This window comes from Pseudomonas sp. 20-5, from assembly GCF_056782835.1.
The window spans coordinates 1,399,458-1,422,880 of the sequence record NZ_CM165584.1 but is presented as its reverse complement, the minus strand read 5'-3'; the positions used below and the strand labels follow the sequence as shown (position 1 = coordinate 1,422,880).

At 65.8% G+C, this 23,423-nt stretch carries 22 protein-coding genes; 10 read left to right on the top strand and 12 right to left on the bottom strand.

The genetic code is table 11. The features are described from left to right. Nucleotides 1-7: 7 nt before the first annotated feature. From bamA to rpsB, 9 genes are all read right to left on the bottom strand, one after another. Complete coding sequence (bamA, locus tag AC1RB9_RS06660) at nucleotides 8-2,395, bottom strand: outer membrane protein assembly factor BamA (protein ID WP_003117486.1); 2,388 nt, start codon at nucleotides 2,393-2,395, stop codon at nucleotides 8-10. 70 nt (nucleotides 2,396-2,465) lie between these two features. Next, nucleotides 2,466-3,818, bottom strand: a complete 1,353-nt coding sequence (gene rseP / locus AC1RB9_RS06655) for a sigma E protease regulator RseP (RefSeq protein ID WP_003098594.1) — start codon at nucleotides 3,816-3,818, stop codon at nucleotides 2,466-2,468. 25 nt (nucleotides 3,819-3,843) lie between these two features. Further along, nucleotides 3,844-5,034: a 1-deoxy-D-xylulose-5-phosphate reductoisomerase gene (gene ispC / locus AC1RB9_RS06650; protein WP_003113864.1), complete on the bottom strand. Its 1,191-nt coding sequence runs from the start codon at nucleotides 5,032-5,034 to the stop codon at nucleotides 3,844-3,846. Next, on the bottom strand, nucleotides 5,031-5,846 hold the full coding sequence (cdsA, locus tag AC1RB9_RS06645; protein ID WP_003092388.1) for a phosphatidate cytidylyltransferase: 816 nt from the start codon (nucleotides 5,844-5,846) through the stop codon (nucleotides 5,031-5,033). Before cdsA ends, ispC begins: the two co-directional genes overlap by 4 nt. Then, the gene (gene uppS / locus AC1RB9_RS06640) at nucleotides 5,840-6,595 is read right to left on the bottom strand and encodes a polyprenyl diphosphate synthase (RefSeq protein ID WP_003113863.1); all 756 of its coding nucleotides are present in this window, start codon (nucleotides 6,593-6,595) and stop codon (nucleotides 5,840-5,842) included. Before uppS ends, cdsA begins: the two co-directional genes overlap by 7 nt. A 15-nt stretch (nucleotides 6,596-6,610) precedes the next feature. Beyond that, entirely contained in the window at nucleotides 6,611-7,168 is a 558-nt protein-coding gene (gene frr, locus AC1RB9_RS06635; protein WP_003092390.1) for a ribosome recycling factor, read from the bottom strand. 2 nt (nucleotides 7,169-7,170) lie between these two features. Further along, nucleotides 7,171-7,908, bottom strand: a complete 738-nt coding sequence (gene pyrH / locus AC1RB9_RS06630; protein ID WP_003092391.1) for a UMP kinase — start codon at nucleotides 7,906-7,908, stop codon at nucleotides 7,171-7,173. 198 nt (nucleotides 7,909-8,106) lie between these two features. After that, the gene (gene tsf, locus AC1RB9_RS06625; protein WP_003092393.1) at nucleotides 8,107-8,976 is read right to left on the bottom strand and encodes a translation elongation factor Ts; all 870 of its coding nucleotides are present in this window, start codon (nucleotides 8,974-8,976) and stop codon (nucleotides 8,107-8,109) included. A gap of 130 nt (nucleotides 8,977-9,106) precedes the next feature. Next, entirely contained in the window at nucleotides 9,107-9,847 is a 741-nt protein-coding gene (rpsB, locus tag AC1RB9_RS06620; protein ID WP_003092394.1) for a 30S ribosomal protein S2, read from the bottom strand. Between the two features lie 264 nt (nucleotides 9,848-10,111). On the opposite strand from rpsB, the gene map reads away from it, so the two are divergent. The 3 genes from map to dapC all read left to right on the top strand — a co-directional run bounded on the left by map (nucleotide 10,112) and on the right by dapC (nucleotide 14,992). Then, nucleotides 10,112-10,897, top strand: coding sequence for a type I methionyl aminopeptidase (gene map / locus AC1RB9_RS06615; RefSeq protein WP_003092395.1), 786 nt, complete (start codon nucleotides 10,112-10,114; stop codon nucleotides 10,895-10,897). 166 nt (nucleotides 10,898-11,063) lie between these two features. After that, the gene (locus tag AC1RB9_RS06610) at nucleotides 11,064-13,766 is read left to right on the top strand and encodes a [protein-PII] uridylyltransferase (RefSeq protein ID WP_003113862.1); all 2,703 of its coding nucleotides are present in this window, start codon (nucleotides 11,064-11,066) and stop codon (nucleotides 13,764-13,766) included. Between the two features lie 17 nt (nucleotides 13,767-13,783). Then, complete coding sequence (dapC, locus tag AC1RB9_RS06605) at nucleotides 13,784-14,992, top strand: succinyldiaminopimelate transaminase (protein WP_003453650.1); 1,209 nt, start codon at nucleotides 13,784-13,786, stop codon at nucleotides 14,990-14,992. A 49-nt stretch (nucleotides 14,993-15,041) separates the two neighbouring features. On the opposite strand, the gene AC1RB9_RS06600 is transcribed toward dapC, so the two are convergent. Continuing rightward, the gene (locus AC1RB9_RS06600) at nucleotides 15,042-16,787 is read right to left on the bottom strand and encodes a Na+/H+ antiporter (protein ID WP_004345486.1); all 1,746 of its coding nucleotides are present in this window, start codon (nucleotides 16,785-16,787) and stop codon (nucleotides 15,042-15,044) included. 237 nt (nucleotides 16,788-17,024) lie between these two features. On the opposite strand from AC1RB9_RS06600, the gene AC1RB9_RS06595 reads away from it, so the two are divergent. Continuing rightward, nucleotides 17,025-17,384 carry a hypothetical protein gene (locus AC1RB9_RS06595; protein WP_003453652.1) on the top strand — a complete coding sequence of 120 codons (360 nt, stop codon included), beginning with the start codon at nucleotides 17,025-17,027 and terminating at the stop codon, nucleotides 17,382-17,384. A 321-nt stretch (nucleotides 17,385-17,705) separates the two neighbouring features. Continuing rightward, entirely contained in the window at nucleotides 17,706-17,999 is a 294-nt protein-coding gene (locus AC1RB9_RS06590; RefSeq protein ID WP_003098613.1) for a hypothetical protein, read from the top strand. A 14-nt stretch (nucleotides 18,000-18,013) separates the two neighbouring features. Here the strand turns inward: AC1RB9_RS06590 and AC1RB9_RS06585 are convergent, their stop codons facing one another. Then, on the bottom strand, nucleotides 18,014-18,367 hold the full coding sequence (locus tag AC1RB9_RS06585; protein ID WP_003453653.1) for a YkgJ family cysteine cluster protein: 354 nt from the start codon (nucleotides 18,365-18,367) through the stop codon (nucleotides 18,014-18,016). Between the two features lie 302 nt (nucleotides 18,368-18,669). Here AC1RB9_RS06585 and AC1RB9_RS06580 point away from each other — a divergent pair, with 302 nt between their 5' ends. The 5 genes from AC1RB9_RS06580 (at nucleotide 18,670) to AC1RB9_RS06560 (ending at nucleotide 22,436) form a co-directional block, all read left to right on the top strand. Then, complete coding sequence (locus AC1RB9_RS06580; protein WP_003453654.1) at nucleotides 18,670-19,017, top strand: ArsC family reductase; 348 nt, start codon at nucleotides 18,670-18,672, stop codon at nucleotides 19,015-19,017. A gap of 12 nt (nucleotides 19,018-19,029) precedes the next feature. Then, nucleotides 19,030-19,653, top strand: coding sequence for a LysE family translocator (locus tag AC1RB9_RS06575; RefSeq protein ID WP_003098622.1), 624 nt, complete (start codon nucleotides 19,030-19,032; stop codon nucleotides 19,651-19,653). A 29-nt stretch (nucleotides 19,654-19,682) separates the two neighbouring features. Beyond that, nucleotides 19,683-20,717, top strand: coding sequence for a 2,3,4,5-tetrahydropyridine-2,6-dicarboxylate N-succinyltransferase (dapD, locus tag AC1RB9_RS06570; protein WP_003092431.1), 1,035 nt, complete (start codon nucleotides 19,683-19,685; stop codon nucleotides 20,715-20,717). A 94-nt stretch (nucleotides 20,718-20,811) separates the two neighbouring features. Further along, nucleotides 20,812-22,017, top strand: coding sequence for a cysteine desulfurase (locus AC1RB9_RS06565; RefSeq protein WP_003453655.1), 1,206 nt, complete (start codon nucleotides 20,812-20,814; stop codon nucleotides 22,015-22,017). Then, nucleotides 22,014-22,436, top strand: a complete 423-nt coding sequence (locus tag AC1RB9_RS06560; protein WP_003092439.1) for a SufE family protein — start codon at nucleotides 22,014-22,016, stop codon at nucleotides 22,434-22,436. Before AC1RB9_RS06565 ends, AC1RB9_RS06560 begins: the two co-directional genes overlap by 4 nt. A gap of 6 nt (nucleotides 22,437-22,442) precedes the next feature. On the opposite strand, the gene AC1RB9_RS06555 is transcribed toward AC1RB9_RS06560, so the two are convergent. Continuing rightward, entirely contained in the window at nucleotides 22,443-23,423 is a 981-nt protein-coding gene (locus tag AC1RB9_RS06555) for a DUF4340 domain-containing protein (protein ID WP_003122140.1), read from the bottom strand.

The following is a 23,423-nucleotide window of genomic DNA, read 5'->3' as shown; positions in this document are numbered from 1 at the left end:
GTACAAATCAGAAGGTCTGGCCCAGGGAGAACTGGAAGACCTGGGTTTCCGCGTTGTCCGGCTTCTTGATCGGCGTCGCCAGGCTGAAGCTCAGCGGGCCCAGCGCGGTGATCCAGGTCAGGCCGACGCCCACGGAACTGGCGAGGTTGTCGGTCTTGATGCCGTCGCAGTTGGTGGTGGTCTTGGTCGGGCAGTCGGTATCGAAGGTGCTACCCACGTCCCAGAACAGCACGGTACGCAACTGGCGCTGGTCCTTGACGAACGGCAGCGGGAACAGCAGCTCGGCGCCGCCGGTGATCAGGATGTTACCACCGAAGGCTTCGGGATCCTGGTCCGGGTCGGTGTAGCGACCTTGGCTATCAGGACCGGGAATCTGCTTACCGTTGGCATCGCGGGCAATAGACGGCGTACTGCGCGGTCCCAGCGTACTGTCCTTGAAGCCCCGCACCGAGTTGAAGCCGCCGGCGTAGTAGTTCTCGTAGAACGGCAGGCGCTCGGTGGATCCGTAGCCGTCGCCATAGCCCAGCTCGGTGTGGAAGCGCATGGTGTAGTTGTCGGTCAGCGGGGCGAAGACCTGGCCACGGTAGTCGATCTTGTAGAACGACAGGTCGCTGCCCGGCAGGGTGGTTTCCAGGGTCAGGCTCTGCGAGTGACCACGGGTGGCCAGCACGCCCTTGTTCAGGGTCGATTCGGACCAGCCGATGGAAGCCTTGAAGTTGGTGAAGTTGTCGCCTTCCTTGTCGAGGAAGTCGTAGATCTCGTCCACGGTGTAGCGGCCGGTGTCGATCTGGTCGCGCTGCACGCTCAGGCCATAGGTCAGGCGCGAGGTCTCGCTGATCGGGTAGCCGATGCTCATGCCGGCGCCCAGGCTGTTCACCGAGTAGCTGGCGACGTCGACGTCGAGTTCGTCGTAGTCGGTCTTCCGGTAGAAGGCGTTGTAGCCGAGGCTGACGCCGTCGACGGTCCAGTAGGGGTCGACGAAGCCGAAGTTGTAGCGGGTCTGGTATTCGCTGCGGGTCAGGCCGATGCTGACCTTGTTGCCGGTACCCAGGAAGTTGTTCTGGCTGATCGAGCCGCCGAGGATCAGGCCGGCGCTCTGGGCGAAGCCGACGCTGGCGGTGATCGAGCCGGACGGTTGCTCTTCGACGCTGTAGTTGACGTCGACCTGGTCGTCGGTGCCGGGAACCGCCGGGGTCTCGACGTTGACTTCCTTGAAGTAGCCGAGGCGCTCCAGACGGGCCTTGGACTGGTCGATCAGGTAGGTGGAGGCCCAGCCGCCTTCCATCTGGCGCATTTCGCGGCGCAGCACTTCGTCTTCGGTCTTGGTGTTGCCGCGGAAGTTGATGCGGTTGACGTAGGCGCGCTTGCCCGGGTCGACGACGAAGGTCACCGAGACGGTCTTGTCGTCGTCATGGGCTTCCGGCACGCCGTTGACGTTGGCGAAGGTGTAGCCCTCGTTGCCCAGGCGACGGGTGATCAGGTCGGAGGTGGTGGTCATCACCTTGCGCGAGAACACCTGGCCCTTCTGTACCAGCAGCAGGCGCTTCACTTCCTCTTCCGGCACCTTCAGGTCGCCGGTCAGCTTCACGTCGCGGATGGTGTACTTCTCACCCTCGTTGATGTTGACGGTGATGTAGACGTGCTTCTTGTCCGGGGTAATGGATACCTGGGTGGAGGCGATATCCATGTTGATGTAGCCGCGGTCCAGGTAATAGGAGCGCAGGCGCTCGAGGTCGCCGGAGAGCTTTTCGCGGGCGTACTTGTCGTCGTTCTTGAAGAACGACAGCCAGTTGGTGGTCTTCAGTTCGAACAGGTCGGTCAGGTCTTCTTCGGAGAAGACGGTGTTGCCCACCACGTTGATGTGGGAAATCGCGGCGACCGTGCCTTCGTTGATGTTGATCTTCAGCGCGACGCGGTTGCGCGGCTGCGGGATCACTTCCGCGTTGATCTCGGCCGAGTAGCGGCCCTGGGCCACGTACTGGCGTTGCAGCTCGTTGCGCACGCCTTCGAGGGTGGCGCGCTGGAAGATCTCGCCCTCGGCCAGGCCGGACTGTTTCAGGCCCTTGAGCAGGTCTTCCTTGGAAATCGCCTTGTTGCCCTCGATCTCGATGCTGGAGATCGACGGGCGCTCGACTACAGTGACCACCAGCACGTTGCCATCACGGCCGAGCTGGATGTCCTGGAAGAAGCCGGTCTTGAACAGGGAGCGGGTGGCCTGGACCAGGGCCTGGTCGTCGATGGTCTCGCCGACGTTCAGCGGCAGGGCGGCGAACACGCTACCGGCGGACACGCGCTGCAGGCCATTGACCCGGATATCGGAAACAGTGAAGGACTCGGCGTGAACCTCGGCGATCATCAGCGCTGACAGCAGCGCGGGTAGCAGAAAGCGTTTCATGGAGTCCTTTTTTTCCAACTGACAAATAGAGAATCTGCCGCAAAGGGCGGCAGATTCGAATTCAACATGACTACAGACGACTCAGATCGTTGACCAGAGCGAGCAACATCACGCCAACGACCAGACTGATGCCGATCTGCATCCCCCAAGCCTGTACCCGTTCGGATAATGGGCGCCCGCGCACCCACTCAACCAGATAGAACAGCAGATGCCCGCCATCGAGGACAGGGATCGGCAGCAGGTTGAGAACCCCCAAGCTAATGCTCAGATAGGCCAGGAAATTGAGAAAATCCCCCACGCCAGACTGGGCTGAAGCGCCCGCCACTTTAGCAATGGTTATCGGCCCGCTCAAGTTTTTTACCGAGAGCTCGCCGAGCAACATTTTCTTTATGGAGTCGAGCGTTAGCAGGCTCATGGTCCAGGTTCGGGAAAGCGCCTGACCCACCGCCTCCAGCGGTCCGTAGCTCACTTCGCGGAGCATTTCCGCCGGCCATTCGGTACCGGCGACCCCCGCCCCCATGTAGCCGCTCCGGGCCTTGCCCTCGCCGCGCACCGCCAGCTCCAGGGCAACATCCAGCACTTCGCCGTCGCGCAGCACCTTGAGCTGGACGCGCTGCCCGGGACGGGCACGGACGCTGTCCACCACCTGCTGCCAGTCGTCGACGGCGATGCCATCGATGCTCTGCAAGCGGTCGCCGAGCTTCAGTCCGGCGGCCTGCGCCGGCCCCTTGGGGTCGAGTTCGGCCAGCACCGGCGGCAAGGCCGGCCGCCAGGGCCGGATGCCCAGCGAGGCGATGGGATCGGGATTGTCCTCGCCCTTCAGCCAGCCATCCAGACGCACCTGGTGGGTGGAATCGACATTCGAGCCTTTTTCCTGCACCCGCACTTCCAGCGTACCGCTCTCGCCGAGACGGCGAACCAGCTGCAGGTTGACCCCGTTCCAGCCGGTGACGGGCTCGCCATCCACCGCCAGCAGCTCCTGCCCGGCCTCCAGGCCGGCCTGGGCGGCCAGGCTCTCCGGCGCCACGGAACCGATGACCGGGCGTACCTGCTGGCTACCGAGCAGGGCGACGACCCAGAAGAACAGAATCGCCAGTAGGAAATTGGCGATGGGACCAGCCGCGACGATGGCGATCCGCTGACGGACCGTCTTGCGATTGAAGGACTGTTCGAGCAGATGGGCCGGTACTTCCGCCTCGCGCTCGTCGAGCATCTTGACGTAGCCGCCCAGCGGAATGGCCGCCACCACGAACTCGGTGCCGTGCCGGTCGTGCCAGCGCACCAGCGGCGTGCCGAAGCCGACGGAGAAGCGCAGGACCTTCACCCCGCAGCGTCGCGCGACCCAGAAGTGGCCGAATTCGTGGAACGTCACCAGCACACCCAGGGCTACCAGGGTGCCGACGATCATGTAAAGCGCACTCATCTCCTACCTCCAGGCCGTCCGAAGACTAGCCGGCGTGCCGGGTCAACCATTGCCCGGCGACCGAACGCGCGCGGCGATCGGCAGCCAGGACCTGATCGAGCGATTCGACTGCGGTCACCGCCTCGCGGTTCAGCACGTCCTCGATGATAACCGCGATGTCGCTGAAGCGGATGTGCCGCTCGAGAAATGCGGCCACGGCCACCTCGTTCGCGGCATTCAGCATGGCCGGGGCGCTGCCGCCGGTTTCCGCGGCCTGGCTCGCCAGGCGCAGGCAGGGGAAGCGCTGCTCGTCGGGGCGCTGGAAATCCAGGCGACCGACGGCGAACATATCCAGCGGCGAAACGCCGGAATCGATTCGCTCCGGCCAGGCCATGGCATAGGAAATCGGCGTGCGCATGTCCGGATTGCCGAGCTGGGCGATCACCGAGCCGTCGACGTAGTCCACCATCGAGTGGATCACGCTCTGCGGGTGGATCACCACCTCGACCTGGCTCGGCTGGGCGTCGAACAGCCAGCACGCCTCGATCAGTTCGAGCCCCTTGTTCATCATGCTGGCGGAATCGACGGAAATCTTCCGCCCCATCGACCAGTTCGGGTGCGCACAAGCCTGCTCCGGCGTCACCGAAGCGAGTTGCTCCAGCGGCGTCTCGCGGAACGGGCCGCCGGAGGCGGTCAAGAGGATCCGGCGCACGCCGACCCGCTCCAGGCCATCGGCATAATTGCGCGGCAGCGACTGGAAGATCGCGTTGTGCTCGCTGTCGATCGGCAGGAGCACCGCGCCGCTGCGCTTGACCGCCTGCATGAACAGCGCGCCGGACATCACCAGCGCTTCCTTGTTGGCCAGCAGTACGCGCTTGCCGGCCTCGACGGCCGCCAGGGTCGACGGCAGCCCGGCGGCGCCGACGATGGCCGCCATTACCATGTCCACTTCGGGCGCGCTGGCCACTTCGCACAACGCCTGCTCGCCGAACAGCACCCGGGTGCGGATACCCGCCGCGGCGAGCGAGCCCTGCAAGGCGATCGCCGCGGCCTGCTCCGGCACCACCGCATAGACGGGGCGGTGCCTGAGGCACAGCGCCTCGAGTTCGGCCAGGCGGCTGAAGCCGGTCAGGGCGAAGGCTTCGTAACGATCGGGATGACGCTGGACGACGTCCAGGGTGCTCAGGCCGATCGAGCCGGTCGCGCCGAGCACGCTGATCCGCTGCGGTCGACTCATGGCGCACCCCAGCCGGCGGCCCAGAGCAGGGCCGCGAATACCGGGATGGCTGCCGTCAGGCTGTCGATGCGATCCAGCACGCCACCGTGGCCGGGCAGCAGGTTGCTGCTGTCCTTGATTCCGGACTGGCGCTTGAACATGCTTTCGGTGAGGTCGCCGACGATCGAGACGAACACCACCAGCGCCGCGCCGAGCAGGGCCAGGAGCAGCGCGCCGAGGGACCAGCCGCGGTAGAGGCCGACCGCCAGGGTGATCGCCAGGCTGGCCGCCAGGCCGCCGTAAACGCCTTCCCAGCTCTTGCCGGGGCTGACCCGCGGCGCCAGCTTGCGCTTGCCGAAGGCCTTGCCGGAGAAGTAGGCGCCGATATCCGCGCCCCAGACCAGCACCATCACGGCGATGATCAGACCATTGGCCAACGGCCACTGCTTGAGCAGGACCAGCCCCTGCCAGGCCGGCAACAGGATCAGCAGGCCCATGCCCAGGCGGCGCCAGCGGCCGCCCCAGTAGCCGACGCTTTCCGGGTAGGTGAGCACCAGCACGGTGGCCAGCGTCCACCAGACCAACGCCAGCAGCAGCACGGCTCCAGCAAGCTGCGGCAGGTGGTAGAGAGCGACCATCAGCACGGCGACCGTCGCCGCGTAGGCAACGCGGCCGAACTGCTGTTCATAGCCGGCCAGGCGCGCCCATTCCCAGGCCCCCAGGCTCACCACCGCGCCGATGAACAGGGCGAAGAACGCCCCTTCGAGAAGGAAAAAACCACCCAGCGCGATGGGCAAAAGCACCAGCGCCGTGATGATCCGTTGTTTCAGCATGACGGACGGGCCTCGGCCTCGACTTGCTCGCTGGTCTTGCCGAAGCGGCGCTGGCGCTTGGAGAAATCCGCCAGGGCAGCCCGCATCGCCGCGTGCTTGAAGTCGGGCCAGAACAGGTCGGAGAAATACAGCTCGGCGTAGGCCAGCTGCCAGAGAAGGAAATTGCTGATGCGATGCTCGCCGCCGGTGCGGATGCACAGGTCGGGCAGCGGCTGGTCGCCGGTCACCAGGCAGCCCTGGAGCAGCTCGGCGGAGATATCGTCCGCCGCCAGGTGCCCGCCCTGGACCTCGCGCGCCAGGCGCTGTGCGGCCTGGACGATGTCCCACTGGCCGCCGTAGTTGGCGGCGACCTGGAGGAGGAAACGGGTATTGCCGGCAGTGGCGGCTTCCGCTTCGCGCATGGCCGCCTGCAACTCCGGATGGAAACGCGTGCGATCGCCGATGATGCGCAGGCGGATGCCGTTCTCGTCGAGCTTGCGCACTTCGCGGCGCAGGGCCACGAGAAACAGCTCCATCAGCGCGCTGACTTCGTCCGCCGGACGCTGCCAGTTCTCGCTGGAGAACGCGAACAGGGTGAGGACCTCGACCCCTGCCTCGGCGCAGACCTCGATCACCGCCCTGACGGCATCGACACCGGCCTTGTGGCCGGCGACGCCGGGCAGAAGACGCTTCTTCGCCCAGCGATTGTTACCGTCCATGATAATGGCCACGTGGCGTGGCACGCACACATCCTTCCGGGTCTTTTCCATGACGTCAGCCCGGCCTCAGACAGCCATGAGGTCCGCTTCTTTGGCTTCCAGTGCCTTCTCGATCTCACCGATGAACTTGTCGGTCAGCTTCTGCACGTCGTCGCCGGCGCGGCGCTCTTCGTCCTCGCTGATTTCCTTTTCCTTCTGCAGGTCCTTCAACTGGGCCAGCGCATCGCGACGGATGTTGCGCACGGAAACCCGCGCCTGCTCGGCCTCGGCACGCGCCTGCTTGGTGTAGCCCTTGCGGGTCTCCTCGGTCAGGGCCGGCATCGGTACGCGGATGGTGGTGCCGGCGGTGGCCGGGTTGAGCCCCAGGTCGGAGGTCATGATGGCCTTCTCGACCGCCTGGATCATGCTCTTGTCGAACACGGCCAGGGCCAGGGTGCGGGAGTCTTCCACGGTGACGTTGGCGACCTGGCGCAGCGGCGTATCGGCCCCGTAATAGGAAACCATCACGCTATCCAGGATGCTCGGATGCGCGCGACCGGTGCGAATCTTCGCGAAGGCATGGCCCAGCGCTTCCAGGGTCTTGCCCATGCGCTCCTGCGCTTCCTTCTTGATCTCGTTGATCATTCTCAACCCTCCTCGATCAGGGTGCCTTCGGCACCACCAACAACAATATTCAGCAATGCGCCCGGCTTGTTCATGTTGAACACCCGCAGCGGCATGTTCTGGTCACGGCACAGGCAGATGGCGGTCAGGTCCATCACGCCGAGCTTGCGGTCGAGCACTTCATCATAGGTCAGGCGCTCGAACTTCTCGGCATTCGGGTCCTTGAACGGGTCGGCAGTGTACACGCCATCGACCTTGGTAGCCTTAAGGACCACGTCGGCGTCGATCTCGATGGCGCGCAGGCAAGCCGCCGAGTCGGTGGTGAAGAACGGGTTGCCGGTACCGGCGGAGAAGATCACCACCTCGCCACCACCGAGGTGGCGCATGGCCTTGCGGCGGTCGTAGTGGTCGGTCACGCCGACCATGGAGATCGCCGACATCACCAGCGCGGGGATGTTCGAGCGCTCCAGCGCATCGCGCATCGCCAGGCCGTTCATCACGGTGGCCAGCATCCCCATGTGGTCGCCGGTCACCCGGTCCATGCCGGCCGCGGACAGCGCCGCGCCGCGGAACAGGTTGCCGCCGCCGATGACCAGGCCGACCTGCACGCCGATCCCGACCAACTGGCCGATTTCCAGCGCCATGCGGTCCAGCACCTTGGGATCGATGCCGAACTCCTCCGAGCCCATCAGGGCTTCGCCGCTCAACTTTAGAAGAATGCGTTTATAGCGAGGTTGACGAGCGCTCAGTTGCTGAGCCATGACCTTTTCTCCTGCGGCGATAAAAATACGTGACGGCCGGGCCGTCGTGGGCGGAGACGACTTTGCGCCTGCGTTGCGTGCGAGCCCGCCGAGCGGGCCGGCAACGCGGAAGCTGCCCCGAACGCTTCCCCATTTGACGAAGAGGCCGCACGCATCAGCGGGCAGCCTCTTCCGGGGCGACAGTCGAAACCGTCTTTGTTACTGCTTGGTGGCGGCTACTTGAGCGGCAACTTCGGCAGCGAAGTCCACTTCGGCCTTCTCGATGCCTTCACCCACTTCGTAACGAACGAAGGAAACGATTTCGGCGCCGGCCTGCTTGGCCAGGTCGCCGACCTTCACTTCCGGGTTCTTCACGAAAGGCTGCTCGACCAGGCTCGCTTCGGCGAGGAACTTGCTGATGCGGCCCTTGACCATGTTCTCGACGATGTTCTCCGGCTTGCCGGCGATCTTGTCGGCGTTCAGCGCCAGGAAGATTTCCTTCTCTTTCGCGATCGCTTCTTCGGAAACTTCCGAAGCGCTCAGGAACTGCGGGTTGCTGGCAGCGACATGCATGGCGATGTCCTTGGCCAGTTCCGGGTTGCCGCCTTTCAGGTTGACCACGACACCGATGCGGTGGCCGTGCAGGTAGGCGCCGACCACGTCGCCCTCGACGCGGGTCAGGCGGCGGATGTTGACGTTCTCGCCGGTCTTGGCGACCAGGGCCAGACGAGCTTCCTCACGCGCTTCGACCAGCGGAGCGGCGTCGGTCAGCTTCTCGTTGAAGGCCTTTTCCAGGCTCTCGGCGACGAAGCCCTTGAAGTCGTCCTGGAGGGCCAGGAAGTCGGTCTGGGAGTTGACTTCGATGATCACGGCGGCCTTGTTGTCGGCAGCGATCTTGACGGCGATCGAGCCTTCGGCGGCAATGTTGCCGGCTTTCTTGGCAGCCTTGATCGCACCGGCAGCGCGCATGTCGTCGATGGCCTTCTCGATGTCGCCGCCTGCGGCGGTCAGCGCCTTCTTGCACTCCATCATGCCCAAGCCGGTACGCTCGCGCAGTTCTTTAACCATGGCTGCAGTAATTTCTGCCATTTCGAAATCCTCTTGAGTGGTAGCTCTCAAAAAACCTTTGTGCCCGGCCTGCCGGGCAGAAACTCAAAGGTGGCAAAAAGGGGGCCTAGCCCCCTTCCTGCGCACCGTCGGACGTCTGAACGTCCCGGAATCAGCCTTCGGCGGATTCGGCCGGCGCTTCCTCGACGAACTCGTCGGCGCTGGTGGCAGCGCCCTGCTTGCCGCGGATTACCGCTTCGGCCATCGAGTTCAGGTAGAGTTGCACGGCGCGGATGGCATCATCGTTACCGGGAATTACATAGTCGACGCCTTCCGGGCTGCTGTTGGTATCGACAACGCCGATGACCGGGATGCCCAGCTTGTTGGCTTCGGTGATGGCGATGCGCTCGTGGTCGACGTCGATCACGAACAGAGCGTCCGGCAGGCCGCCCATGTCCTTGATGCCGCCCAGGCTGCGCTCGAGCTTCTCGAGGTCACGGCTGCGCATCAGGGCTTCTTTCTTGGTCAGTTTGTCGAAGGTGCCGTCCTGGGACTGGGTTTCCAGGTCGCGCAGGCGCTTGATCGACTGACGGATGGTCTTGTAGTTGGTGAGCATGCCGCCCAGCCAGCGATGGTCGACGTACGGCATACCGCAACGAGCGGCTTCCTCGCGAACGATCTTGCCGGCGGAACGCTTGGTGCCGACGAACAGGATCTTGTTCTTGCCAGCGGCCAGGCGCTCAACGAAGGTCAGGGCCTCGTTGAACATCGGCAGGGTCTTTTCGAGGTTGATGATATGGATCTTGTTGCGCGCGCCGAAAATGAACTTGCCCATTTTCGGGTTCCAGTAACGGGTCTGGTGGCCGAAGTGCACACCGGCCTTCAGCATATCGCGCATGTTGACTTGGGACATGATAGTTCCTCGATAAGTCGGGTTAGGCCTCCACGCATCCCAATGACCAACCCTTGCGGGCACCCAGGCCATCGTGTCGATGCATGTGTGGGTTTGTGCTCCGGAAAAGGCCGCAGCCTCGGAGCGGGGCGCTTTATACCATAACCGTGGACGCAGTGAAACCCGCCGCGGATGGCCGGGCGGGAGTAGATCGGTCGGTCAGGTCTGCTAGAATCGCGTATTCCTTATTATTCATGCGTGCTTGCACGCCCGAAGAGAATTCGCATGACCGTCACCATCAAGACGCCCGACGATATCGAGAAGATGCGCATCGCCGGCCGCCTGGCCGCCGAAGTGCTGGAAATGATCGGCGAACACATCAAGCCCGGCGTGACCACCGAGGAGCTGGATCGCATCTGCCACGACTATATCGTCAACGAGCAGAAGGCGATTCCCGCCCCGCTGAACTACAAGGGCTTTCCCAAGTCGATCTGCACCTCGATCAACCATGTGGTCTGCCATGGCATCCCCAACGAGAAGCCGCTGAAGGAAGGCGACATCCTCAACGTCGACATCACCGTCATCAAGGACGGCTACCACGGCGACACCAGCAAGATGTTCCTGGTCGGCAAGACCCCGGAATGGGCCGACCGCCTCTGCCAGATCACCCAGGAATGCATGTACAAGGGCATTTCCGTGGTGCGTCCGGGCGCGCACCTGGGCGATATCGGCGAAATCATCCAGAAGCACGCGGAAAAGAACGGCTTCTCGGTGGTCCGCGAATACTGCGGCCATGGCATCGGCAAGGTGTTCCACGAGGAGCCGCAGGTCCTCCACTACGGTCGTGCGGGTACCGGCATCGAGCTGAAGGAAGGCATGATCTTCACCATCGAGCCGATGATCAACCAGGGCCGCCCGGAGACCCGCCTGCTCGGCGACGGCTGGACCGCGATCACCAAGGACCGCAAGCTGTCCGCGCAATGGGAGCACACCGTGCTGGTCACCGCCGATGGCTACGAGATCCTCACCCTGCGCAACGACGAAACCTTCCCGCGCACCTCGGCAGCCTGATCCGGCCCGGCTTTTGCTGCCAGCCGTGCGCCTCGACGCCCCGCCCCATTCCGGCGGGGCCGACGCCCCGATTCGGCGCAGCGCGCGCACCAATACAGCGCAAAAACGCACCAAGACGGGGCGCTCGCGTATCGAACCCAACCGCTAGCAGATAAAGGAAGGCCGCATGCCGCAGGTGGATCCCGAATTGTTCGATCGCGGGCAGTTCCAGGCGGAACTGGCCTTGAAGTCCAGCCCGATCGCCGCCTTCAAGAAGGCCATCCGGCAATTCCGCGAAGTGCTCGACAACCGTTTCAACAGCGGCCGCGACATCCGCCGCCTGATCGAAGATCGCGCCTGGTGCGTCGACCAGATCCTGCAACAGGCCTGGCAGCGCTTCGACTGGGGAGACGACGCCGACATCGCCCTGGTCGCCGTGGGCGGCTACGGCCGCGGCGAACTCCACCCCTACTCCGACGTCGACCTGCTGATCCTCCTCGACAGCGAGGACCAGGAGAGCTTCCGCGAACCGATCGAAGGCTTCCTCACCCTGCTCTGGGACATCGGCCTGGAAGTCGGCCAGAGCGTGCGCTCGGTGCAGCAGTGCGCGGAGGAAGCACGCGCCGACCTGACGGTGATCACCACCCTCATGGAGTGCCGCACCATCTGCGGCCCTGACAGCCTGCGCCAGCGCATGCTGCAGGTTACCGGCAGCGCGCACATGTGGCCGAGCAAGGAGTTCTTCCTGGCCAAACGCCACGAACAGCAGCGCCGCCACGCCAAGTACAACGACACCGAGTACAACCTCGAGCCCAACGTCAAGGGCTCCCCCGGCGGCCTGCGCGACATCCAGACCATCCTCTGGATGGCCCGCCGCCAGTTCGGCAGCCTCAACCTGCACGCCCTGGTGCGCGAAGGCTTCCTGGTGGAAAGCGAGTGCAGCATGCTGGCTTCCAGCCAGGAGTTCCTCTGGCGGGTCCGCTATGCCCTGCACATGCTCGCCGGGCGCGCCGAGGATCGCCTGCTGTTCGATCACCAGCGCAGCATCGCCCGTCTGTTCGGCTACGAAGACAACGACGTCAAGCTGGCGGTCGAACGCTTCATGCAGAAGTACTACCGGGTGGTGATGGCGATCTCCGAGCTGAACGACCTGATCATCCAGCACTTCGAGGAAGTCATCCTGCCCTGCGAGCAGCCGGTGCAGATCCAGCCGCTGAACAGTCGCTTCCAGTTGCGCGATGGCTACATCGAGGTGACGCACCCGAACGTCTTCAAGCGCACCCCGTTCGCCCTCCTGGAAATCTTCGTGCTGATGGCCCAGCACCCGGAAATCAAGGGCGTGCGCGCCGACACCATTCGCCTGCTGCGCGACAGCCGACACCTGATCGACGACGAGTTCCGCCACGACATCCGCAACACCAGCCTGTTCATCGAGCTGTTCAAGAGCAGCCAGGGTATCCACCGCAACCTGCGGCGGATGAACCGCTACGGCATCCTCGGTCGCTACCTGCCGGAGTTCGGCCATATCATCGGGCAGATGCAGCACGACCTGTTCCATATCTATACGGTGGACGCCCACACCCTCAACCTGATCAAGCACCTGCGCAAGCTGAATCGGCCGGAGATGGCCGAGAAATATCCGCTGGCGAGCAAGATCATCGATCGTCTGCCCAAGCCGGAACTGATCTACATCGCTGGCCTCTACCACGACATCGCCAAGGGCCGTGGCGGCGACCACTCGGAACTCGGTGCGGTGGACGCCGAGGCCTTCTGCCAGAGCCACCAGTTGCCGCTCTGGGACACCCAACTGGTGTCCTGGCTGGTGCAGAACCACCTGGTGATGTCGACCACCGCGCAACGCAAGGACCTCTCCGACCCGCAGGTGATCTTCGATTTCGCCCAACTGGTCGGCGACCAGACCCACCTCGACTACCTGTACGTGCTCACCGTGGCCGACATCAACGCCACCAACCCGACGCTCTGGAACTCCTGGCGCGCCAGCCTGCTCCGGCAGCTCTACACCGAGACCAAGCGCGCCCTGCGCCGCGGCCTGGAGAACCCGGTGGACCGCGAGGAGCAGATCCGCCAGACGCAGACCGCGGCCCTCGACCAACTGGTACGCAACGGCATCGACCAGGACGATGCCGAGCAGTTATGGAGCCAGCTCGGCGACGACTACTTCCTGCGCCACACCGCCGGCGACGTGGCCTGGCACACCGAGGCGATCCTCCAGCACCCGGACGACGGCACGCCGCTGGTGCTGATAAAGGAAACCACCCAGCGCGAGTTCGAGAGCGGTTCGCAGATCTTCATCTACGCCGCCGACCAGCACGATTTCTTCGCGGTCACCGTGGCCGCCATGGACCAGCTCAACCTGAGCATCCAGGACGCGCGGATCATCACCTCCACCAGCCAGTTCACCCTCGATACCTATATCGTGCTCGACGCCGACGGCGACTCCATCGGCAACAACCCGGAGCGCATCGCCGAGATCCGCGAGGGGCTTATCGACGCATTGAAGAACCCCGACGACTACCCGACCATCATCCAGCGCCGGGTGCCGCGCCAGCTCAAGCACTTCGCCTTCGCCCCGCAGGTGACCATCTCCACCGACGCGCTGCGCCAGGTCTCGGTGCTCGAAGTCATCGCCCCCGACCGCCCCGGCCTGCTGGCGCGGATCGGCGGCATCTTCCTGGATTTCGACCTGTCGGTGCAGAACGCCAAGATCGCCACCCTCGGCGAGCGCGTGGAGGACGTCTTCTACATCACCGATGCGCGCAACCAGCCGCTCGCCGACCCCGACCTGTGCAAACGCCTGCAGGCCGCCCTGGTCGAGCAGCTGTCACAAGACAACGGACGGGACACCCTGCCTACCCGGATAAACTTCTGAGAAGCCTTGCCAACGCCATGAATACCGCACTCGACAACCTGCAGCCCTACCCCTTCGAGAAGCTCCGCGCCCTGCTCGGCGGCGCCCGGCCGCCCGCGACGCTGAAGCCGATCGCACTGTCCATCGGCGAGCCCAAGCACCGCTCGCCGAGCTTCGTCGCCGAAACCCTGGCGGAGAACCTGGACCAGCTCGCGGTCTACCCGACCACCCTCGGCCTGCCGGCCCTGCGCGAAGCCATCGCGCGCTGGTGCGAGCGGCGCTTCTCGGTGCCGGCCGGCTGGCTGGATGCGGCGCGCCACGTACTGCCGGTGAACGGTACCCGCGAGGCGCTGTTCGCCTTCACCCAGACCGTGGTCCGCCGCAGCGAGCCCGGCGAGGCGCCCGGCCTGGTGGTCAGCCCGAACCCGTTCTACCAGATCTACGAAGGCGCGGCGCTGCTCGCCGGAGCCGTGCCGCATTACCTGCCCTGCCGCGAGGAAAACGGCTTCAACCCCGACTTCGACGCGGTCGACGAGGCGACCTGGCAGCGCTGCCAGATTCTCTTCCTCTGCTCGCCAGGCAACCCCACCGGGGCCCTGGTACCGCTGGAGACCCTGAAGAAGCTGATCGCCCTGGCCGACCGCTACGACTTCGTGATCGCCGCCGACGAGTGCTACAGCGAACTCTACTTCGACGAAAACGCCCCGCCGCCCGGCCTGCTCAACGCTTGCGCCGAGCTGGGCCGCACGGACTTCAGCCGCTGCGTGGTGTTCCACAGCCTGTCCAAGCGCTCCAACCTGCCCGGCCTGCGCTCGGGCTTCGTCGCCGGCGACGCGGAGATCCTGAAGAAATTCCTCCTCTACCGCACCTACCACGGCTGCGCCATGCCGGTGCAGACCCAGTTGGCGAGCATCGCCGCCTGGAACGACGAGGTCCATGTGCGCGCCAACCGCAGCCTCTACCGCGAGAAATTCGACGCCGTGCTGGCGATCCTCGACGGCGTGCTCGACGTACAGCGCCCGGACGGCAGTTTCTACCTGTGGGCACGTACCCCGGTGGACGACACCGTACTCACCCGCGAACTGTTCGAGCAGCAGCACGTGACGGTGGTGCCGGGTTCCTACCTGTCGCGCGAGGTGGACGGCGAGAACCCCGGCGCCAACCGCGTGCGCATGGCCCTGGTGGCACCACTGGCCGAGTGCGTCGAAGCCGCCGAGCGCATCCGCGACTACCTGCGGGCGCGCTGAAGCCTGCGCGGAGAAACGAAAAGGGATCGCCGCGGCGATCCCTTTTCGTTCACACCCAGCGGGCGAAGCGATTGGTCAGCCAGCTTTCCTGCTGGTCCAGCTCGCGCAGGATATCGCCCAGGGTCTCGTCGTCGATCTCGTTGTTGCGCCGCTGCCGGTACAGTTCCAGGCGCTGCGCGCGCAACGCCTTCAGGCGCAAGGCCTTGTCGGCGATCTCCAGGGCTTGGGCCTGGTCGCGGGCCTCATCGGTGGTCGGTGCGGTATCCAGCGACTGGCGGTATTCGGCCATGATCTGCGCACGCGCCTCGGCGACCCGCGAAGTATTCGCCGCATCGTTGCCTTCCACCTGCGGCAGTTCCTCGCTCTCCAGGGCCCGGATCGCCGCCTCCGCGGTCTTGCGCCAGGCCTCACGCCGCTCGCGCTCGTGGGCGCCATTGTTGCTCGCCGGCAGCCCGCGCAGCAGCAGCGGCAGGCCGATGGTCGCGCCGATCAGGGAAATCAGGATCACGCTGGTGGCGATGAAGATGATCAGGTCGCGCTGCGGGAAGGCGCTGCCATCCATCAGGCTCATCGGTACCGACAGCACCGCCGCCAGGGTCACCGCACCACGCACGCCGCTCAATGCACTGAGGGCGGAGAGACGGCGCAGGGAGATGCCGCTCAGCCCGGGCGGGCTTTTGCCGCGCCAGCGATCGATGCGCAGCGACAGCTTCCAGTAGCCATAGACCCAGCCGTAGCGGATCAGCATCAGCACGGCGGTGATCGCCGCCACGTAGGCCAGCAGCAGCGAGGAACGCCAGAGCAGGTCGCCGTGGTGGTTGGCCACCGACTTCATGATGTCCGGCAACTGCAGGCCGAGCAGCAGGAACACCACGCCGTTGAAGGCGAACTCCAGCATCGACCAGACGCTGCGGTTGAGCAGGCGCGTGGAAGTCTGCCGCGGCAGCAGGTCGACCCAGCTCTGCATCATGCCGGCCGCCACCGCCGAGAGAATCCCGGAGACGCCCAGGTGTTCCGCCACCATGTAGGAGGCGAACGGCAGCAACAGCATCAGTACCACGTGGGTCGCCGGGTCGTCCCAGCCACGGGAGATCATCCAGGCGCGGATGCGGCCCAGCGACCAGCTGAGGAACACCCCGATGGCCAGGCCGCCGACCGCGACCAGGAGGAAGTTGAGGCTGGCGTCTACCAGCGAGAACACGCCGGTCATCGCCGCGGCGATGGCGAACTTGAATGCCACCAGGCCAGAGGCATCGTTCATCAGCGCCTCGCCCTCCAGCAGGTGCATCAGGCGCTTGGGCAGCCGCCCCTGGGTGATCGCCGAGACCGCCAGGGCGTCCGTGGGCGACAGCACGGCGGCGAGGGCGAAGGAAGCCGCCAGGGGAACTTCCGGGATCAGCAGATGGATGAAATAGCCGGCGCCGACCACGGTGAAGAACACCAGGCCGAACGCCATCATCAGGATCGGCCAGCGCATCCGCCAGACTTCCCGCTTGGGAATACGCCAGCCGTCGACGAACAGCAGCGGCGGAATGAACAGGAAGAGGAACAGCTCCGGGTCGAGGGCAATGTGCAGTCCGAGGGACGGCAAGGCCAGCAGGGCCCCGGCGGCGATCTGGATCAGGGGTAGCGGCAAGGGCAGCAACTGGGCAGCCAGGCGGGTGGCGCCGACGACCAGCAGCAGGGTCAGAACGGTGTACACGGTTTGCATGAGGGCGGGGATCTCCGGCTTCGTCCCTGGACGATGCGACTGCGCCGATTGCACCATCGCGATCGGTAGGCAGCTATCCGACATTCGCACAATCCGTACGGTCTTTCCTAGCCCCGCCGCTCTACCCCGCGCGTCCGCCCCCTCCGCGGCGACGACCGGGGCGCCCGGCCAAGGTTCCCGCACTAGTACATCCGAGCTATTTCATAGCGGTGCGAGACGCTCCTACACTCCCCTTCAGTCCAGGCCCGCCGTAGCGTCGGCCAGGACGACGCCCCGAAGGAGTACGGGGTGCAGCGCCCACTCAGACAAAGGATTGCCGCCATGACAAGCAAGGGACTTATTTCCGCACTGCTGCTCGCCTCAATGTTCGTCGCCACCTCCGGCTGCCTCCAGCAGAACGCACTGACCCAGGGCTACCGCACCACCCAGCCCGGGCAACCCGGCCAGGCCCAGGTCGCCTCCGCCAACACCCCTTGCACCCCCAGCGCCACCAATGACCTGATCGCTACCGGTCGCAGCCTGCTGGACATCACCACCAACCTGATCAAGACCCGCAACCAGATGAGCGACGGCGGCAGCATCATGCGCGACGTCGACGACGTGCAGAAGGTCGGCAAGGGCCATGCCGTGCTGGACAGCGTCGAGAGCATGACCGGCGGTCCGCAGCAGCCCTGCGGCTAAGCGCACCACGACGATTCATCCCGGACAGCGAGCCCCCGCACGCTGTTCTCCCCCTGAGCCTCGCCTACCCGGCGGGGCTTTTTTTGTCCTGCGCCAAACAGCCGCCGCCCCGCATCAAGGAACTCGCCCATCACCCGGCCATGCAGACCAGGCCGCTTCGAGTCCCGTTCGTCACCTGTGCAAGGCGTCTGGAACGCGGCTATTGTCCGACGATCGAAGTGATGGCAATGTAGAATTACACCTTTGGATGTAGTCGTTTCGGGTAGGTCGCGAGATGGAACGAGCTTTTTCCCCTACCGCGGAATCGCGGAGCAGCGGCCCATGAGGCGCGCCGAGATGCTGTTGCTGAAGAGCCTGGCGGAAACACTGATGGCCGACCGGGACAACCGCCACGACGACTTGCAGGCGACCATGCGGCTGGCGCACCTGAGTTCGCCGGAGATGATCCTGTACATGGTCAACCGGGTGCTCGAGCTCGAAGAGAGCATCGAGCGGATCGCCGCGGTTCTCCAGAAACTCTCTGCGGACGAGCCGATGCCCCTAGAGGAAACGCCGCCCGAACCAGCCTTCGAACCGGCCCTGCAGTCCCGCGCCACCGAGACCGCGGAAACCTAGCGGCGGGCAGGCCGCTACACCAGCACCTGGCGAGTGCTGGCGATCAGCGCATGCACCTGTCGCTCCACCTGCTCCGCCACCGGCACTTCGGGCCCCCGCCCCTCCGGGCAGGGCAGGTTCGGCGTGGTGCCGAACAGCCGGCAGATCAGCGGACGTTCCTCATAGGCCTCGCAGCCGTTCGGTCCGAGATGGACGCAGTTCCACCCGGCCAGGGCGGCGTCGTGTTCGGCCTCGCTCTTCACCGGCAGGCGGGCCATCTCTTCCGACGAGGCGGTAACCGGCCCGCAGCAATCGTGGCAGCCGGGCTTGCAGGCGAAGCCCGGTATCTGCAGGCGTAATTGGTCTATCTGGCGACCGATGCAACTCATGGGAAATCTCCTCGGCGGGGGAAGGATTGTACAGCGCGGACCGGAGCATTCCGAAAGTACCGGTAAGGATGCTCTCCAGCGAGCCGAATCGACCTGTTCAACCTGCGCTCTCTCCGTTCCCGGCCAGGGAAACAGCCCGGCTCCCTGTCCGCCCGCCCGTCCACGGCTATCTGCCGTCACGCCGCTCCCGAGCGCGGTAGCCCCGAGACCGCACAGGGGCGGAACGACGTGGCATAATCCGGCGATCACCTTTCGGCGACCTATCGGCAGGGCCCGGGAAGACCCGGGCCTCGGGAGAAGCAATGACCTACGTTCTCTACGGCATCAAAGCCTGCGACACCATGAAGAAGGCTCGGACCTGGCTCGACGAGCACAAGGTCGCCTACGACTTCCACGACTACAAGGCCGTCGGCATCGACCGCAAACACCTGCGGCGCTGGTGCGCGGAGCACGGCTGGCAAACCGTCCTCAACCGCGCCGGCACCACCTTCCGCAAGCTCGACGAAGCGCAGAAGGCCGATCTCGACGAAGCCAAGGCGATCGAGCTGATGCTGGCCCAGCCGTCGATGATCAAGCGCCCGGTGCTGGAACTGGGCGGCAGGACGCTGGTCGGCTTCAAGCCCGACGCCTACGCCGCCGCCCTGGCCTGAGCGGGAGGCCGCATGAGTGTCGCCTGGGCCCTGTTCGTACCCGCCTGCTTCGCCCTCAACCTGGCGCCGGGGCCGAACAACCTGCTGTCGCTGAACAACGCCGCCCGGCACGGTTTCGCCACCGCCTCGCTGGCCGGCGGCGGGCGCCTGCTGGCATTCGCCGGCATGCTCGCCCTGGCCGCCTCCGGGCTGGCGCTGGTGCTGCACACCTCGGCCTGGCTGTTCCTGGCGATCAAGCTGCTCGGCGCTGCCTACCTGTTGTGGCTTGCGGTGCAATTGTGGCGGACCGATGCGCAGCCACTGGCGAACGAAGCCAGCCCGGCGCGTCCCAGCCTCTGGCGCCTGGGGCGCCAGGAGTTCCTGGTGGCGGCGGGCAACCCGAAGGCCATCCTGATTTTCACCGCCTTCCTGCCGCAGTTCGTCGATCCCGGCCAACCGCTGGGCGCCCAGTTCGCCCAGCTCGGAGCGGCATTCCTGCTGCTCGAATGGCTGGCCATCGCTCTTTATTCCTATGCCGGGCTCCACCTCGGCCGGCTGCTCGCCGGCCAGCGGGCCCGGCGTCTGTTCAACCGCGGTTGCGCCGCGCTGCTCGGCAGCGCGGGACTGGGCCTGCTGCTCAGCCGCCGTCCGGCCTGACCGTTCCACTCCGTTTCGAGGAAACCCACATGTCGCAATCCCTGTTCAGCCTGGCCTTCGGCGTCGGCACCCAGAACCGCCAGGAAGCCTGGCTGGAAGTGTTCTACGCGCTGCCGCTGCTCAAGCCTTCGAGCGAAATCGTCGCCGCCGTCGCACCGATCCTTGGCTACGCAGCCGGCAACCAGGCGCTGACCTTCACTTCGCAGCAGGCCTACCAGTTGGCCGACGCCCTGAAGGGTATCGACGCCGCTCAGTCGGCCCTGCTCTCGCGCCTGGCGGAAAGCCAGAAGCCGCTGGTCGCCACCCTGTTGGCGGAAGACGCCGCGCCGTCCTCCACCCCGGAGGCCTACCTCAAGCTGCACCTGCTCTCCCACCGCCTGGTCAAGCCGCACGCTGTGAACCTGAGCGGCATCTTCCCGCTCCTGCCGAACGTGGCCTGGACCAACATCGGCGCGGTGGACCTGGCCGAACTGGCCGAACTGCAACTGGAAGCGCGACTGAAGGGCAAGCTGCTGGAAGTCTTCTCCGTCGACAAGTTCCCGAAGATGACCGACTACGTGGTCCCGGCCGGCGTACGCATCGCCGACACCGCCCGCGTGCGCCTGGGCGCCTACATCGGTGAAGGCACCACGGTGATGCACGAAGGTTTCGTCAACTTCAACGCCGGCACCGAAGGCCCGGGCATGATCGAAGGCCGCGTATCCGCCGGCGTGTTCGTCGGCAAGGGGTCGGACCTGGGCGGCGGCTGCTCGACCATGGGCACCCTTTCCGGTGGCGGCAACATCGTCATCAGCGTCGGCGAAGGCTGCCTGATCGGCGCCAACGCCGGCATCGGCATCCCGCTGGGCGATCGCAACATCGTCGAGGCCGGCCTGTACATCACCGCCGGCACCAAGGTCGCCCTGCTCGACGAGCAGAACGCCCTGGTGAAAGTGGTCAAGGCCCGCGACCTGGCCGGTCAGCCCGACCTGCTGTTCCGCCGCAACTCGCAGAACGGTGCGGTGGAGTGCAAGACCAACAAGACCGCCATCGAGCTGAACGAAGCGCTGCACGCGCACAACTGAGCCCAGCTCGCCTCCCCGCTCGCCCGACGGTGCTCGCCAGCGCCGCCGGGTGCGCTACCCTTTCCCCTGTAACCGTCCTCGCACAGTGTCCGCCATGTCCCTGCCGTCTCCCTGGCGCGCCGACTTTCCGGCCTTTTCCGCCTTCGCCGCGGAAGGCCTGACCTACCTCGACAGCGCCGCCACCACCCAGAAGCCACAGGCCGTACTCGACGCCCTGAACAGCTACTACCTTGGCGGCGCCGCCAACGTCCACCGCGCCCAACATGTCCCCGGCGAGCGCGCCACCCGGGCCTTCGAGGCCGCGCGCAGCCGCGTCGCCCACTGGCTGCACGCCGGCAACCCGGCCGAGGTGCTGTTCACCCGCGGTACCACAGAGGCGATCAACCTGGTGGCCTATGGCCTGGAGCGGCATTTCCGGCCTGGCGACGAACTGCTGGTCAGTGCCCTGGAACACCATGCCAACCTGCTTCCCTGGCAGCAGTTGGCCCTGCGCCGCGGCCTGGTCCTGCGCGTATTGCCGCTGGACGAGCGCGGGGTGATCGACCTGGAGCAGGCCCGCCATATCATCGGCGAGCGTACCCGCCTGCTGGCGATCAGCCAGTTGTCCAACGTTCTCGGCACCTGGCAACCGGTGGTGGAGTTGATCCAGCTGGCCCGCGAGCGCGGTGCCTGGACCCTGGTCGACGGCGCCCAGGGCAGCGTCCACGGACGCCACGACCTGCCGGGCCTGGGCTGCGACTTCTACGCATTCTCCGGCCACAAGCTCTACGGCCCCGACGGCATCGGCGTGCTCTGGGGTCGCCCACAGGCCCTGGAGCAACTGGCGCACTGGCAGTTCGGCGGCGAGATGGTACGCCACACCGGCTTCCACGAAGCCAGCTTCCATGCCGCTCCGCTCGGCTTCGAGGCGGGCACCCCGGCGGTTTCCGCGGCGATCGGCCTAGGCGCGACCATCGACTGGCTGGCCACCCTGGACGAAGCCGAAGTCGCCGCCCACGAAGGCGCCCTCCACGCCCGCCTGCTCGCCGGCCTGCTGGCGCGCGACGGCGTCAGCCTGCTCGGCGAACCCCAGGCGGCGCTGGCCAGCTTCTGCGTCGACGGCGTGCACGTCGCCGATCTCGCCCACCTGCTCGGCGAACAGGGCATCGCGGTGCGCGCCGGCCACCATTGCGCGATGCCGCTGCTGCAACGCCTCGAGGTACCCGGCGCCCTGCGTGTCTCGCTGGGCTTGTACAACGATGCCGACGACCTGGAGCGCTTCTTCCTGGCCCTCGACCGCTCACTGGAGTTGCTGCGATGAACCCGGTTCTCCCCGAACAGGCCCAGGAGGCACTGGACGCCTTCGGTCACACCGCCAGTTGGGAACAGCGTGCGCGTCTGCTGCTGCAATGGGGCGAGCGCCTGGCGCCGCTCGCGGAACACGAACGCCAGGAAGAGCATCGCGTGCACGGTTGCGAAAGCCTGGTCTGGCTGCTCGGCGAGCAGCGCGACGGCCACTGGCGCTTCCGTGCCGACAGCGACGCGCGCCTGATCCGCGGCCTGCTGGCGGTGCTGCTGGCACGGGTCGACGGCATCGAGACCCGCGAACTGGCGCGCCTGGACCTCAACGACTGGTTCACCTGCCTGGGTCTTTCCCGCCAACTGTCGCCCTCGCGCAGCAACGGCCTGAACGCCGTGCTGCAACGCATGCGCGAACTGGCCGGCCAGACCGCCGGCTGAGCCCGCTCAGCGCGCCAGCAGCTCCGGCAGGTGCCGGGCCAGGGCGCGGTAGCGATCCTCTTCGATCCGATAGGCCCAGTCAGGATGGGCGGCGACCTCGCCCTCGGCGAAGCCCTCGACGCTCTTCGGCAACAACCAGTATTGCTCGCCCTGGCGCCGAATCTCGCCATCCAGGCGCGCGCCGGAAAACGTCCGCAGGCTGAACGCCAGGAGCAATGGCGCCTGTCTGAATCCCACCTGCGCCAGCGGCGCTACATCGGCGAAACGCAGGTCGGCGAACAGCGCCGCCGCGCCGTTGGCCGCTGCCTCATAGGCCAGCTTGCGCCCTGTGGGCAATTGCCGAACCTGCAGGTTCGGCTGCCCGGCGTCGTCGCGATAGAGATCCAGGCGTTCGCCCTTCGGATAGCGCAGTTGCAGTTCGCGCACCCGGGCGAAGGGCAGCGTGGCGATCCGCCGGTCGAGCCACTCCAGCTCGTTGTTCGGCAACGGCAGGCGCTTGTCGATCAGCCAGGCCTGCGGGTCGCCCAGTCGTCGTACGAAGCTACCGCCATGCTGCGCATCCTTGCCCACCAGCAGCACCAGAGGCTCGCCGGACTGCCAATGCAGGCTCAGGCGTAGCGCCTGCCCCTCGCCACGCTCCGCCAGGCCAAGCAGCGCGTGGTTCTTCGGGTTGGCGCTCTTCGCCTCGACCTTGCGCGCCTCTGCCAGTGCCTCGAGCAGCGCCGACAAGCGTAGCCGGTCGGCCGGATAGTCGGCCTTGGCCGGCAGGACCCACGCGCCCGCACGCCGCTCGACCCGGATATCCGGCGAACCGTCGGCAAACTGCATGTGCAGGCCACTCAGCGTCGCGCTGTCCAGCTCCGGCAGCCAGCGCTCTGCCGCCGGCAAGGCAGGTACCTCGGCTGCGCGCTCGCGCTGCAGCCAGGCGAAGGTTCCGGCCAGCGCCGCCACCAGCGCCAGCAGGACGATCAGCGTATTGCGCCGCAT

Bases quoted from the DNA above. Each gene is read 5' to 3' on its own strand.
- map (WP_003092395.1), top strand. From the start codon at position 10,112: ATGACCGTCACCATCAAGACGCCCGACGATATCGAGAAGATGCGCATC.
- dapC (WP_003453650.1), top strand. From the start codon at position 13,784: ATGAATACCGCACTCGACAACCTGCAGCCCTACCCCTTCGAGAAGCTC.
- tsf (WP_003092393.1), bottom strand. From the start codon at position 8,976: ATGGCAGAAATTACTGCAGCCATGGTTAAAGAACTGCGCGAGCGTACC.
- rseP (WP_003098594.1), bottom strand. From the start codon at position 3,818: ATGAGTGCGCTTTACATGATCGTCGGCACCCTGGTAGCCCTGGGTGTG.
- frr (WP_003092390.1), bottom strand. From the start codon at position 7,168: ATGATCAACGAGATCAAGAAGGAAGCGCAGGAGCGCATGGGCAAGACC.
- AC1RB9_RS06555 (WP_003122140.1), bottom strand. From the start codon at position 23,423: ATGCGGCGCAATACGCTGATCGTCCTGCTGGCGCTGGTGGCGGCGCTG.
- AC1RB9_RS06585 (WP_003453653.1), bottom strand. From the start codon at position 18,367: ATGAGTTGCATCGGTCGCCAGATAGACCAATTACGCCTGCAGATACCG.
- ispC (WP_003113864.1), bottom strand. From the start codon at position 5,034: ATGAGTCGACCGCAGCGGATCAGCGTGCTCGGCGCGACCGGCTCGATC.
- cdsA (WP_003092388.1), bottom strand. From the start codon at position 5,846: ATGCTGAAACAACGGATCATCACGGCGCTGGTGCTTTTGCCCATCGCG.
- AC1RB9_RS06575 (WP_003098622.1), top strand. From the start codon at position 19,030: ATGAGTGTCGCCTGGGCCCTGTTCGTACCCGCCTGCTTCGCCCTCAAC.
- bamA (WP_003117486.1), bottom strand. From the start codon at position 2,395: ATGAAACGCTTTCTGCTACCCGCGCTGCTGTCAGCGCTGATGATCGCC.
- rpsB (WP_003092394.1), bottom strand. From the start codon at position 9,847: ATGTCCCAAGTCAACATGCGCGATATGCTGAAGGCCGGTGTGCACTTC.
- AC1RB9_RS06590 (WP_003098613.1), top strand. From the start codon at position 17,706: ATGAGGCGCGCCGAGATGCTGTTGCTGAAGAGCCTGGCGGAAACACTG.
- uppS (WP_003113863.1), bottom strand. From the start codon at position 6,595: ATGGAAAAGACCCGGAAGGATGTGTGCGTGCCACGCCACGTGGCCATT.
- pyrH (WP_003092391.1), bottom strand. From the start codon at position 7,908: ATGGCTCAGCAACTGAGCGCTCGTCAACCTCGCTATAAACGCATTCTT.
- dapD (WP_003092431.1), top strand. From the start codon at position 19,683: ATGTCGCAATCCCTGTTCAGCCTGGCCTTCGGCGTCGGCACCCAGAAC.
- AC1RB9_RS06595 (WP_003453652.1), top strand. From the start codon at position 17,025: ATGACAAGCAAGGGACTTATTTCCGCACTGCTGCTCGCCTCAATGTTC.
- AC1RB9_RS06610 (WP_003113862.1), top strand. From the start codon at position 11,064: ATGCCGCAGGTGGATCCCGAATTGTTCGATCGCGGGCAGTTCCAGGCG.
- AC1RB9_RS06580 (WP_003453654.1), top strand. From the start codon at position 18,670: ATGACCTACGTTCTCTACGGCATCAAAGCCTGCGACACCATGAAGAAG.
- AC1RB9_RS06600 (WP_004345486.1), bottom strand. From the start codon at position 16,787: ATGTCGGATAGCTGCCTACCGATCGCGATGGTGCAATCGGCGCAGTCG.
- AC1RB9_RS06565 (WP_003453655.1), top strand. From the start codon at position 20,812: ATGTCCCTGCCGTCTCCCTGGCGCGCCGACTTTCCGGCCTTTTCCGCC.
- AC1RB9_RS06560 (WP_003092439.1), top strand. From the start codon at position 22,014: ATGAACCCGGTTCTCCCCGAACAGGCCCAGGAGGCACTGGACGCCTTC.